The 13,316-nt window shown below is 56.3% G+C and carries 11 protein-coding genes; 8 read left to right on the top strand and 3 right to left on the bottom strand.

All coding sequences use genetic code 11. The features are described 5' to 3' along the window. Positions 1-75: 75 nt before the first annotated feature. The gene (locus CENROD_RS12065) at positions 76-330 is read right to left on the bottom strand and encodes a hypothetical protein (RefSeq protein WP_022776673.1); all 255 of its coding nucleotides are present in this window, start codon (positions 328-330) and stop codon (positions 76-78) included. Between the two features lie 393 nt (positions 331-723). Here CENROD_RS12065 and CENROD_RS12060 point away from each other — a divergent pair, with 393 nt between their 5' ends. From CENROD_RS12060 to CENROD_RS12050, 3 genes are all read left to right on the top strand, one after another. Beyond that, positions 724-1,014, top strand: a complete 291-nt coding sequence (locus CENROD_RS12060; RefSeq protein ID WP_022776671.1) for a hypothetical protein — start codon at positions 724-726, stop codon at positions 1,012-1,014. A gap of 76 nt (positions 1,015-1,090) precedes the next feature. Next, entirely contained in the window at positions 1,091-1,285 is a 195-nt protein-coding gene (locus tag CENROD_RS12055; RefSeq protein ID WP_022776670.1) for a hypothetical protein, read from the top strand. A 65-nt stretch (positions 1,286-1,350) separates the two neighbouring features. Then, the gene (locus CENROD_RS12050) at positions 1,351-2,676 is read left to right on the top strand and encodes an AAA family ATPase (RefSeq protein ID WP_022776669.1); all 1,326 of its coding nucleotides are present in this window, start codon (positions 1,351-1,353) and stop codon (positions 2,674-2,676) included. Positions 2,677-2,700: 24 nt separating this feature from the next. Here the strand turns inward: CENROD_RS12050 and CENROD_RS12045 are convergent, their stop codons facing one another. Continuing rightward, the gene (locus tag CENROD_RS12045) at positions 2,701-7,095 is read right to left on the bottom strand and encodes a WD40 repeat domain-containing protein (protein WP_187292309.1); all 4,395 of its coding nucleotides are present in this window, start codon (positions 7,093-7,095) and stop codon (positions 2,701-2,703) included. Between the two features lie 100 nt (positions 7,096-7,195). Beyond that, on the bottom strand, positions 7,196-8,335 hold the full coding sequence (locus CENROD_RS13775) for a putative sensor domain DACNV-containing protein (RefSeq protein WP_022776667.1): 1,140 nt from the start codon (positions 8,333-8,335) through the stop codon (positions 7,196-7,198). A gap of 522 nt (positions 8,336-8,857) precedes the next feature. Between CENROD_RS13775 and CENROD_RS12030 the strand changes: the two genes are divergently transcribed. From CENROD_RS12030 to CENROD_RS12790, 5 genes are all read left to right on the top strand, one after another. Further along, positions 8,858-10,464 (top strand): IS3 family transposase gene (locus CENROD_RS12030; protein ID WP_420795888.1). Its coding sequence is split into 2 segments (ribosomal slippage): positions 8,858-9,356 and positions 9,356-10,464, totalling 1,608 coding nucleotides; the frame shifts between segments, so codons are not numbered across the junction. After that, positions 10,465-10,680 (top strand): hypothetical protein, encoded by a 216-nt coding sequence (locus CENROD_RS13765; protein ID WP_151194635.1) that lies wholly within the window; start codon positions 10,465-10,467, stop codon positions 10,678-10,680. Between the two features lie 256 nt (positions 10,681-10,936). Then, complete coding sequence (locus CENROD_RS14005; RefSeq protein WP_187292308.1) at positions 10,937-11,137, top strand: hypothetical protein; 201 nt, start codon at positions 10,937-10,939, stop codon at positions 11,135-11,137. An 85-nt stretch (positions 11,138-11,222) separates the two neighbouring features. Then, a complete protein-coding gene (locus CENROD_RS12020) occupies positions 11,223-12,470 on the top strand; it encodes an AAA family ATPase (protein WP_022776661.1) in 1,248 nt (415 codons plus the stop codon). Positions 12,471-12,544: 74 nt separating this feature from the next. Further along, positions 12,545-13,312, top strand: a complete 768-nt coding sequence (locus CENROD_RS12790) for a hypothetical protein (RefSeq protein ID WP_022776660.1) — start codon at positions 12,545-12,547, stop codon at positions 13,310-13,312. The last annotated feature ends 4 nt before the right edge of the window (positions 13,313-13,316 follow it).

Genomic DNA, 13,316 nt, shown 5'->3' with positions numbered 1-13,316 from the left:
GCACTCAATGGACTTGGCAACGTGATGTGGCGAGTCCCGAACACAGTTGCAGGTTTGATCCGGTGGTCATGAAGATTATGCTGCCTTCTTGACTTGTTGGGAAACTGGGCGAAGACTGTTTATTAGGATTTTCAGGTCCGCATGACCGCGTAGTTTCTTGCATGATTTTACTGCCTCCAAAAAGCCAGCAGCTGTCCAGCGCGGTGCCATCTCGGCATCCTTGTAGTTTGTCACTCGGCCACTGACGCGGCGCACCACACAACGCTCGGCAAACTCAAGTCCCTGGTGGTCAGCACTGATCGTCCTTGCCCTGTTGGCGGCAGGCATCATTCAACTGCGTGGGCAATCCCAAGATCGCTACTCATCCGCAAGTTGGAACTGTCCTTACCAAGCCAATGTACGTAACGGCCCTGGCAAGCAGTACCAAGTCAGTTATGTAGCGAATTGCTCGGATGTCATCCAAGTCCGCAGCGGCTCCGAAACCAGGAACACCCTCAATGGGCAAACGTCAACCTGGGTCGCGGTCAAAAGCGCCGCTGGCCAGGGCTGGGCAAATCAGCGTCTGCTGTCCTACTGAGCCTCGAACCGTACTTGACTGAGTGTTATTCGGACACTCAGCAGGGTTCAACACACGCTCAAATGTGAGTTGCTTAATAAACTGGGGCCTCGCCTCAAGTCGACGCACTCTGTCACGTCTTCTTAACCCCACTTCAGGAGAACACCATGCCTAGCAATGAAACCCTCGTCTACCGCACCAAAAGCAACGCGATTGACTACAAATTTCAGTTTGTGACCACACCCAACGGCACCGAGCGAGCCTACATTGTCTCGCAGCCAAGCTACCAGGGCCGCCCGACGGATGCGCACAGCACGCACCGCTACTACGACTCCGCACGCGATCAGCATTACATCTGCTTCGATCCAGAGCCCCGCTCGCGCGACACCATCAAGAAGATCGCCTCGCAATGGGCGGAGAACACGGAAAGCTTTCGCCGAGAAGGAAAGCGATTCTGAGCAAGTTCGGGCCGCAGCATCAACGCTGCGTCCCATCCACCGGCAATCACGCCATTTCAACGCAAAGGAGAAACAAATGAGCTACACGAATGGTTCCAAAGATGGCTACAACCTTGGCTACAGCGACGCTCTAGCCGGCAAGAAAAAGAACCCTGTCAGCCTGCTCGAAGGCATGAAGCAGGCCCTGCGTCCACAAACATACACCGAGACCTTTCTTGACGGATACAGCCAGGGCTGGCGCGACGGCAACAGAAAACGCAACGGTGTCTGACCAAAATCACCGGGGGTGGTACGCCCCCGGTCTTGCCATGCAATCCAAACGGAAAGGAAACTTCGATGAAACAGTTCATCAATGGTAGTGGGGATGCATTCGCCGACCTTCGGCAACGCCTGACACGATCCACAGTGGTATTTAGCGACTGCACCTTGCCTTCCGGCTGCCAACCGCAGCGTGGCAGGGTCGGCTTCGAAGCCAGGCCGAGCGGCCGCTATGCGCTGCTAGTGGACCCTGGTACGGCCTATGCGGGAACCGCTGAGCTCCGCCCCCTGTTCGAATCAGGCGAAATCGTCTTCGACAGCTTCGATGCCCTGATACGTTTTGTCCAGGGTCCGCTCAGTGATGCTTTTGATGGGCGTGCATCAAGTCAAGCTCAAGCCCCAGAAACGCTGACCGACCTGGACGCCGTCGCCGACGCCGTCTCCGAACGCCAGAAGGCCATCGCCGACATCCGTGTCGAGGACATCCAGCAATCCATCCAGAGCACCATCTTCGGCCAAGACAGCGCAGTGCAAACCATCGCCGAACTCGCGGTCAGACATGCCTCGCGCCGCCAGCCCACGCGTCCGACGACCTTATTTCTGCTCGGCCCCACCGGCGTGGGCAAAACCAGCGCCTGCCAGGCCCTGGCTCAGTCCCTGAAAGACAGCGGCTACCAGTTTCTGCGCCTGGACATGGCCGAATACCAGGAGGCCTATCGCGTCTCTCAACTACTCGGCTCTCCGCAAGGCTATGCGGGCCACGGTGACAGCTCGCAGTTCATTCGCCATCTGGCGCGCTACCCGAAAAGCGTCTTGCTCTTTGACGAGATCGAGAAAGCGCACCGGGATGTTTTCCGAATGTTCATGAACCTGATGGACGCGGGGCGGATCAGCAGCGCCGCCAGCGTCGACGGTCGCCATGAAATTGATGCCCGCGAATCCATCCTGGCCTTCACCAGCAACCTTGGAGCCGACCGACTGCTCGGCGACATCGACCAACTCGAGCGCAACGCCGGTGAAGACCTTATCGACGAGCTCTGCCGGCGGCACCTGGTCGAACAGCACATCCCGCGTGAACTGGTCGGACGCATCCAGGCGTTTGCCTTGTTCCGGCCCCTGGAGTCCCGCCACCGCGCCGCTGCCATGGTCGCCGCCATCGAACGCACCGGCCGAACCTATGGCGTCTCGGTAAAGGAAGTCACCCCCGAGTCCGTCGCCGAGCTGATTGCGCGCGCCGACCAGCGCTTTGGCGTACGCCAGGACGAGTACCTGATCGAGCGCAGCCTCGGCAAAGCTTTTATCAACGCCTACCGCGACGGGCTACAGGATGTTCGGGTGGTGCATTCGCCCTTGCGGGTCGATGCAGTGGGCTGTGCATTGACGCCCCATCTGTGCGCCACCTGAGCACGCGGCTACCAAGCGCAAGCGTCAAGGGGCGCTGTGCTCTCCCGACAACAGCCACTCAGGAACGATCAGGCTCAGGTTGACCGCCCGGGTACCCAGCACGCCCGCAACAAGCAGCATTTGCTGGTCGGTGCTCCAGCGCAGACTCATGATTTGTATTGCGTCGGCGCTGAAGGAAACTCGTGCCAGTAGCAGACCGTCCGGAATGCGCCAGAAGATGATCTCCCTGTCGCTGGCCGATACCAACACTGGATTGCCGTTAGCGCGCTCCCCGCAAAAGGCTACACGATTGACACTTTCAGTATGCCCCTGGAGCCGACTCATAGGATCACGGACACCGACTTCGGGTGCCACCGACCAAAGCCCTACACTGTGATCATCAGACGCACTCGCCAACCAGAAGCCACCATCGGTACGCTTCCCAGAGAAGGCCACATGTTGGACACCTTTAGTATGCCCTTTGAGCGGAATCATCGGGCCGCTGACACCGACTTCGGGCGCCACCGACCACAGGCCGACGTTGTCATCACTTGACGCACTCGCCAACCAGAAGCCATTGTCAGCGCGCACCCCGGAAAAGGCTACATGTTTGACACTTTCAGTATGCCCCTTGAGCAGCATCATCAGGCCGCCAACATCGCCTGTGGCTGGCACCGACCACAGGCGGACGTTGCCATCCCTTGACGCACTCGCCAGCCAGAAGCCACCCTCGGTACGATTCTCAGAGAAGGCCACATGTTTGGCACCTTCAGTATGATGCCCTTTGAGCGGAATCATCGGGCCGCTGACACCGACTTCGGGCGCCACCGACCACAGGCCGGCGTTGCCATACGAAGAGGCACTCGCCAACCAGAAGCCACCTTCAGCGCGCTCTCCAGAAAAGGCCACATGTATGACACTTTCAGGATTCCTCTTGAGCAGGATCATCGAGCCGCCAACATCGCCTGTGGCTGGCACCGACCACAGGCCGACGTTGCCATCCAAACAGGCACTCGCCAGCCAGAAGCCACCCTCGGTACGCTTCCCAGAGAAGGCCACATAGTGGACCCGGTCGCTATGCCCCTCGAGCTGAATCATCTGGCCGCTGACACCGCCTGAGCCTTCGACCGACCACAGGCAGACGTTGTGATCCTTTGACGCACTCGCCAGCCAGTAGCCACCCTCAGCACGTTCCCCGGAAAAGGCCACATGATTAACAGTGTCGGTATGCCCGTCGAACTGAATCTTCAAGTCGCTGACACCGCCTGAGCCTTCGACCGACCACAGGCAGACGTTGTGTAGATCGGCACTCGCCAGCCAGTAGCCACCCTCAGCACGTTCCCCGGAAAAGGCGAGGTTCCCAACAACGTTGATATGCCCCTCGAGTCGCATCATCGGGCCGCCAACATCGCCTGTGGCTGGCACCGACCACAGGCCAACGTTGCCATCACTTGACGCACTCGCCAACCAGAAGCCACCTTCAGCGCGCTCTCCAGAAAAGGCCACATGATTGACATCGTCAGTATGCCCCCCGAGCAGGATCATCTGGCCGCTGACACCGTCTGTGGCCGCCACCGACCACAGGCCGACTTTGTCATCGAAGCCATCATCACTTGACGCACTCGCCAACCAGAAGCCAGACGCACTCGCCAACCAGAAGCCACCTTCAGCGCGCTTCCCGGAAAAGGCCATATGACGACTTCTCCTCCCCTCGAGCTGAATCATCGGGCCGCTGACACCGTCGTCTGTGGCTGGCACCGACCACAGGCCGACGTTGCCATCATCAGAGGCACTCGCCAGCCAGAAGCTATTGTCAGCGCGCTTCTCGGAAAAGGCCACATGATTGACCCAGCCAGTATGCCCCTCGAGCTGAATCATCGGGTCGCTGACACCGCCTGTGGCTGGCACCGACCACAGGCCGACGTTGGGATCCCCAGAGGTACCTGTCCACATGCCGAGGTTGAGATTACCAGAGGAACTTGCCAGCCAGAAGCCATTATCAACGCGCTTCTCGGAAAAGGCCACATGATTGACCCCGTCAGTATGCCCTTCGAGCGGAATCATCGGGCCGCTGACACCGCCTGTGGCTGGCACCGACCACAGGCCGACGTTGCCATCACTTGACGCACTCGCCAACCAGAAGCCACCGTCAGCGCGCTCTCCAGAAAAGGCCACATGATTGACCCTGCCAGTATGCCCTTTGAGCAGAATCATCGGGCCGCCAACATCGCCTGTGGCTGGCACCGACCACAGGCCAACGCCATCACTTGACGCACTTGCCAGCCAGAAGCCACCCTCGGTACGCTTCCCAGAGAAGACCACATAGTTGACCCAGTTGCTATGCCCCTGCAGCCGGGTCGTCTCGCGAAATGCATCACCCTGCGCCTCAAGCAGAACAATATCCTTACCCGTTGCAACCGCCAGCCAGCGGGCGTCCGGAGAAAAGGCAATTGAAGTAACGTACTCCTGAAATTTGAATTTCAGCATCTGGGGCGGACTGCCCGGCGCCCACCTCACCGGTCCGGCGGCCAGGGCTAATTCATGCACTGTTTGGCGCCATTGGGCATCGATGGCATCGGACCCACACAGGTCGTTGTAAAGCACTGAGGCGACTGCCAGTTCCCCCTCAGCCAGTGCACGGTCGTGATGCACCAGCGCGCGTTGCACCCATCCAAGAAGCTGCGGGTGGGTGTTGTCGGGGTGACCGAGAGCCTCGGCCACGGTCGGATCCAGAATGCGCCCAGCCTGATTGCCAAATCTACTGTAAACCGTTTGCAGATAGACAGGATCTTGTAGCGTATTGATCGACTGGCCGCTGACCTCCTGGTTACCGCTATGCAAGCCATGCCAGGGTCCCCAGGCCAGGGCATAGGCACACGCGGCACGCTTATCTTCATCCACGTGACCGCCTTTCCAAAACCGTTGGCTGCACATCGCCAGCCAGCGGTGCAAGGGTTGGAGTGTGGTCGTGGCGTCCTGCCCCAGTGCCGCAACGATGTTTGCGACGTTGATATCCTGGTGCGACCACAGTGCTCGAAACGCCGCGATGGCGATGTCGCGCATCAGCGGGTGCCAGAAGGCCAGCACGACCCCATGGTCACCAGCGTGTTGACCAACGAAAACCTCGGCGCAATAATCCAGCGCGGCTTTGCAAGCGTCTGCAGTCATCGGGCACGAGAGTGCTATCGGGCACGAGAGTGCTGATTGGGCCACCGGCTTTTTGTTCGGGAACAGCAGCAGCCCCAGTCCTTTCATGGTCATGGGTTGGCGCAGACTCGCGGCAAGGCCCAGAGAGGTGATCACCTGGCAGTTGCAGCAGGTATCGTCCAGCCCGTTCCGGTTAGCTTCGACGCGCAGGTGTTCGAGGATGCGGATGAGCACACCGGCAAACAACTCCTTCGGGCCGCGTGGCAGGCTCTTCGGGTTGTTCCGCCAAGCTTCCAGCCGATCAGCGAGGTTAATGTCATTGGCCAGCAGGGTGATCAGGACAATGAGGTAGCCCTGCGCAGCATCGAGCAAATCCCTGTTCAATTTTTGCCACTCGTCGAGTTTGACCAGGCCATCGTTGCGCATTTTCTCAAGACGGCCTTCGAGATAGCTCTCCAAGTCTTTCTGATTGCCTTGGCGCAGCAGGTCGAGCTGGCCGTCATCGGCTGCCCCCGGCTTGAAGGCACTCGCCAGGTCGAGCGTCAGACAGGGGCTTTGCGGATCGCCGCTCTTCCAGCGCAAGTGTTTGCCGGGTCGGGACAAGAGGACGATAAATACTCCTTTCGGCAGCATCAGTGGCAGGGCACCGGGAAACAGCGAACTGGGGTGGGTGCCACTGCTGCCCCAGATTTCGTCAACCCCGTCGAGCAACAGGATGGCCTGATCGCCTTTTGTCTGCGCATGCCCGCCTAGCTCGACAAGAAAGTTGTAGAAATGCTCGGCAAGTTTCTTCGGACCGTCAGCATTGAAACTTTTGAAGTCACCTATGGTCGCTTGGCCCGGGGCCGGCCTCTGATCGCTGTAGGGCATATCCCTTTGATTGCGCGTCTGCGCTTCAAGCCACAACAGGATGTCGACGGGGTTACTGTAAATAGGTACTGCTTCCTTGCGGATGAAAGCCCAGCCCGACAGCGGTGGCAGTTCTGAACTTGCGAGGGGTTTATCGGAGTCTCGCTTTAGGGTGTTTCGGTACCAATCGAGGGCGAAGTGGGTCTTGCCCCAAATGGCATCGGCAGCGATGATGACATAGCCTTGCACATTGTGACGGACGAAATCAGAGATCTTTGTGCGCAGCCAGTCACGCCCGTAGCAGTCTCCGGCATAGCGGCCCGCACTGTCCTGAAGTACTTGCGGCAAAACGAGAACCAAGCCCTTCCCGTAATCAGTGGGCGGGGCAGTGAATTTACCGTCTAGTATCTGGTCAACTTGGTCGTCATGGGTCTGGGCAATCAATTCGCCAGCTAGACACACAGAACACAAGTTGTCTGGTGAATCTATCCTATCGAATTGTTGACCACAGAAATTGCACTTTACAGTCATGGTCTAAGCCTTACTACGGTAATAGTAGCGGTGTATGCCAATATTGAACCCGTTCACAGTTTTTTGGACGATAGAAAACGCTTAGCGGACCATCTGCCGAAATGACGAACACAAACGCGCCCTCGCATGCCGAGGCAAAACCAGCTCCGGAATTGTGACGCATGCCAAATGCGTCGATATTGACAGGTTTATTACCCTGATAAACATAATCCACCGGGAGCACCCGCAATTTCGCAGCGAAACCGATCAGTTCAAATTCATCCGTTAAAACCAACGCGCCATCCACTGTGGCGAGTTGCGCCAGAAAATTTAGATGTGCCACAATTTCTGGCTCCGTATGTTCAATATCCCCATCCAGGCACAATGGCAAATTTTCGTTAAATGAGCGTGTCGCATAGTGGAGCTCGTCGGCGGGTTTTTTGGCATCGGGCGGAACGATCAGCAGTGTGGCACCATGTCCGCGCTGGCCTATTTCCGTTAATAGATAATCAAGCGCTTGCAGTCGCAAACCTTTTTTTATCATAACATTAGTTTGTGGAAATGCGTTCAATAAATAGCTATTTAAATCTTTTGGAAATAAAGATGAAATATATTTCTGGACTATCGTCTCACCTGTATCTTGCATGGTGATGAATGGCACATTGGTTCCAACCGAAAGACTGAGCACACCAGCAGATTCAACCCTGATGGCAAGCCCTGTTTGATTCGACCTCTTTTGACTGGGATGGGGCTGAGCGCAGTACGCTTCACGCCTTAGCCGATTCCGGTAACTACGTTGCTCTTTTAGAATGCCTTGAATTTCTATTTCATTTTTATCTGACAGAGAGAGCACCAAAGCACAGTCTCCAAAGTCAAATGCTGGGGCAAGCTTGGTAAAGTTTTGAGGTGAACAATCAACCGCCACAGAAAATCCAAGATATATATTACCAAACTGTGATGGATTCTGTTCATAAACAAGCCGCAGTTTAATTGGTCGACCTTCCTCGGTCATTCTGGATGCCACAAGGGCGCTGGACAGCATATGTCGAAACTGATCTGGCGGAGGCAATGGTGCGAGGGGTATTTTTCGAGCAATAAGGCACTCATCTTCATACTTTTTCTCGATATCAATAATCATGTCATTTATATCAATAATCATGTCATTTTTGTTCATTACTTACATTACTCCGCTTATTTGGTAGTGATAAGTGTCGGTATGGTGCCCGAAGGATTTTCAGTCCCTTGTCCGGAGCCCATATCCCAAGCCATGAGCGCATCAAAAGTGCCCAAACCGCCCCCCAACTCAGCTTGTCGGGCAACCATGCACATTGGATTATCTCGCTAGCACGAGTTTGTTTACCGCGCTGTGATTGCCGCGCGATCAGCTGCACACAGCGGCCACATCCCTTGAGCTGATAAGCGAAGAGCTTTTTGAGCTGAATTCTTGGCACGAGGCATTTTTGCACCGCATGAATTGTGCCAGAACGAGGCACGAGCCGCCACCTTTACAAGATGGTGATCACCGTCTTCGCCATCTCGGTATCGACCCAAACCACCCATCCGGGTAGCTGGCAAACGGCTGCCTGTCAAAAACTCGTTCGAAAGGAAAAGTACCATGTCCTACGCTCACATTTCCTGCGCATCGCACGTCAATCTGCCGCTTGCGCCTGACCAGCCACCCCCTATGTCACAGTAGATGTCCGATAAATTGAGTAGCCCGGGGGCGGAGAAGGACACCGAGATGACGAGATACAGCCGGGAATTTCAGGAACAGATAGCACGCAAGATGATGCCACCGAACAGCCAAAGCATTGCGAAGATCAGCCAAGAGACGGGCGTTTCAACGCCCACCTTGTACGCATGGCGGAATCGATACCGATCACAGGGTCACGTAGTACCCGCGAAGCCAGAAGACCCGCAAGGCTGGGACTGGAAAGCGAAGGCGGCTGCGGTGCTGAAGACGGTGGCGATGAACGAGGCCGAGAAGGCGGAGTACTGCCGACAAAATGGGCTGTACCCAGAGCACCTACAGGCATGGGAGCAGGTGTTTGAAGAGGCGGACAGTATTCGAAGCCCTGTCAATGCAGGGGATATTGGAGCGGAGCGCAAGAAGGTCAGGCACCTGGAAAAGGAGCTGAAGCGCAAGGACAAAGCATTGGCGGAGGCGGCTGCACTGCTGGTGCTGTCAAAAAAAGTCCAGGCCATCTGGGGCAGCAAAGAGGAAGACTGATCACCTCGGAGCTGAAACAGATGGCCATAGACCTGATCAAGGAAGCGTGCCAGCAAGGAGCACGTGAGAGCCGAGCCTGCGCAGTGCTGGAGATAACGTGCCGTACCCTTCGGCGATGGCGGGAACAGTTGCGCAAAGAGGGAGTGCTCAGCGATCGACGCATGGAAGCGGCGCAGGAGCGCATCCACCCACAAGCGCTGACGGCAGAGGAGAAGCAGGAGGTACTGGATGTGTGCAACAGCGCGGAATTTGGGAGCCTGCCGCCGTCGCAGATCGTTCCGATACTGGCGGATCGGGGGAGGTATCTTGCATCGGAATCGACGTTTTATCGAGTGCTGAGGGAAGCAGGGCAGTGCAACCGACGAGGTCGAGCGCGGGCACCGAAGCAGACGCATCGGCCACAGGCATGGGAGGCAAGTAGCCCGAATCGTGTGTGGACGTGGGACATCACGTACATGCCGACACTGGTCAAAGGGGAGTTCTACCGGCTATACATGGCTGTGGACGTATACAGCCGGAAGATCATGGGCTGGGAAGTGCATTGTGAGGAAACGGCACAGCACGCTGCGATCCTGATCGAGAAGGCGTGCATGGTGCATGAGATCACGCGGGAACAACTGGTGCTGCACTCGGACAACGGAAGCCCGATGAAAGGGGTGACGATGCTGGGAATGTTGCAGAGGTTGGGGGTGGTGCCCTCATTCAGCCGCCCATCGGTGAGCGATGACAACCCGTACTCGGAAAGTTTGTTTCGGACGATGAAGTACTGCCCGAAATACCCAGCCAAGCCGTTTGAGACGCTGGATCAAGCACGGCAGTGGGTACTGGGATTTGTGACCTGGTACAACAACGAACACCGGCACAGCGGGATACGGTTCGTCACGCCAGAGCAAAGGCACCGGCGGATGGACCAGGAGCTGCTCGCAACCCGCAGCAGGGTGTATGAACAGGCCAAGGCAGCCAGACCACAACGGTGGAAGAGCCGAGCGGTACGGAATTGGTCACCTGTTGGAACGGTGTGGCTGAATCCATCCAAAGAACATCGGGCGCTCCTCAAAAGCGAGAGTGCCTGAGTGAAAAAAGCGGACATCTTTCTTGACAAACACCGGCCAAGTATGTTGTCGGTTTGCAAGGCCATTTCGCTGGCTGAAAAATGGCATCGGGGACAGCTCAGAAAAAATGGCTTGCCTTTCCTGACCCATCCGTTAGCGGTGTGGCAAAGGCTTTCAGAAGAAGGCGTTAGGGACTCCATTGATCCTTTTCCTCATTTCGGTCTCTCCATTATCTGAAATTTCCCATCAGCTATGGAGTCCGAACAACGGAGGCAAGATCACTTTGGCACACGTCACGCCTTTTGCAGACATCGCATGATGTGAGTTGCATATAGAGATTGGAGCTGTGTTGACATTGCGAGGCATGAAAACTCCTTGGGTGGGATGTTATGCCTCGCACACAAAATTTCTGACAGGCTCGTTCACCTTCAAACAGACTTCCGGTCCTGGCCAGACTGGAGGTTTGCACTTTATGGCCAAAAGGAGTTCAAAAATGTCTAACATTTCCATCAATACTGAAACAGGTCGCTTCGGCTTGGGTTACCTCCTCAGCGGCGGCGACGAAGTACTGCCGGGTACTTTCCGGGGCGGTGATGAGGTTTTGCCCGGCACTTTCCGTGGCGGCGACGAAGTGCTGCCGGGTACTTTCCGCGGTGGCGACGAGGTTCTGCCCGGTACTTTCCGCGGCAACTAGCCCAGTAAAGAGCCCGGCCATTGGCGGGCTTTCCGGAGCCGCCCCCAGGGGCGGCCTTTTCTTTTCCAATGTAGAGGTGAAGTTCATGCGTGACCAGAACAACTCCGCGCAATTCTTGCGCAACCTGTCTACCGCAGCGCATCAAGGGCAGTTGTCCCCAGTTGCCGGGCGTCGTGAAGAGATCGACCAAGTACTGGAAATACTTGGGCAACACCGTAAAGCCAACGTCTTGTTGATCGGTCCGGCAGGGTCAGGAAAAACAGCCATTGCTGAGGGTCTCGCGATGCTGACCGCGCGCTACCCGGAATCCCTACCGCCGGCACTGCAAGACATGCAGATCAAACAACTCGACACAGCCGCTTTGATAGCCGGTGCGGGTGTAGTCGGGGAGCATGAAAAACGCATCAAGGGACTCTTCCAGAGTTTGGGTAAGAAGTCAATCTTATTCATCGACGAAATTCATACCCTGTTCGGCTCTGGCGGACGAGAAGGTCAAACCGATACCGCCCAACAATTGAAAACCTACCTCGCGCGAGATGATTTCAAGGTGATCGCCGCCACCACAGCCGATGAATACAGTCGTATTCTGGCGAAAGATAGTGCTTTCAGCCGGCGTTTTCAGAAGGTATATATCCAACCACTCTCACTGGTGGCCTCCATCACGGCCCTAGTTGCCTACGCCCAATACCGGGACAGGCTTGTCCGGCGTCGTTTGCTGAAGGAAATTGTGAGGTTGGCAAGCATCACTTGCCCGACACGCGCACTTCCCGATCCGGCAATCGATATTTTCGAACGTGCGTTGTCAATCGCAGACTGGGAGCATTCAAGCGAGCTGACTCTGCGCCATGTCGAAAAGGCCATGGCTCGCACCGTGGGCCTGCCAACAAGTTACAAGCAAATCTTGTTAAAGCTCTCCCGATCCCAGGATGACAAGCCCTTGGCGCTTGCAGCAACCAACTTATTGGCGATGTTGCAGGCCAGTAGTCGTCAGCCTTTTGTACTCAATTGCGACTCAATGACTTCGGAGAGACTTGCCGCTTCGCTCGGGGACATTCTGCGCCAAGGTGTATTGGAGATTGACGGCCAGCGCAGCGAACGTGAGTTGTATGGCGCAGAGCCTGGCTACATCGGCCACGGCAATCGTCTCGCCATGCACGCGCTGCTGGAAACCCCATTCAAAGTAGTGCGGATTTCGAATGGGCATTCCAGTGCCACGGGACGGCGCTTAATCAACGATGTGGAACGAGGATGGTTCCAGGACACGGAAGGGCACCAGATCCCGGTCAGTGTGGCGATCATCGATACCAAGCCAGAGCGTCGTATCGGCTTCTGACCGACCCAGAGCGATCTCAATGTGAGTTGCAGAAGTAATTGAAGAACCACCTAAACCAAACGAAGGAGTAAAACATGAGCACGATGCCTGCTGAACTGATACGCATGATCGCTGGTGCGATAGATTCCAATTCCTCCAGTGAGGATATAAAGACACCTGCCAGCGCCAACACACCTGACAACCTGAATCAAGCTTTCGGCACCTTGACTGAAGTACGGCGCTTCAATCCGGGCGATTTGGTTGCCTGGAAAAAACTGCCCTCTGGAGGTAGCCTAAAAAACCGAAAAAACCCGCAGTTACATGAAACCGCAATCGTCTTGGAGCATTTCAACGAACCTCTCATCATCGTGGAGGACGATGCCGGCAGCCCCTATTTTCGCGAACCCCTCGACTTGGTGGTTGGATATGTTGACAAGGACGGCAATTTCGTGATCCTGCATGTCGACTCGCGTCGTTTCGAAGCTGCAAACTCGCCCAGTACCGAATTGGCTGAGCTCAGGGAGCGATTGCTGTGCAGGCAAATCTTTACACCCGGTATGCTCGTTACCTGGAAGCCCGGGTTGCGGAACAGAGTGCTTCCCCTGCCGGGTCAACCTGTGGTCGTCGAGCGAACTCTTGAAGGGGCGATCCATGATGCAAAAACACGCTCGGGGTCGCCATACTTCCGTGAACCGTTTGACCTGATTTGCGGACTTCTGGACGCGGATGGCGAATATGCTGCGTATCACTACGATTCCAGACGTTTCATGCCATACGTGCTGCCAGAAGCTGCTGTGACTGAAGGTGCAGTCACCCGCGGCAACGCGAAGCCGAAGCGACGCCAACGAAATGTCATTGCGTGACATA

Source organism: Candidatus Symbiobacter mobilis CR (assembly GCF_000477435.1).
Classification (GTDB): domain Bacteria; phylum Pseudomonadota; class Gammaproteobacteria; order Burkholderiales; family Burkholderiaceae_C; genus Rhodoferax; species Rhodoferax mobilis.
This window is presented reverse-complemented; position numbering and strand designations above follow the sequence as displayed.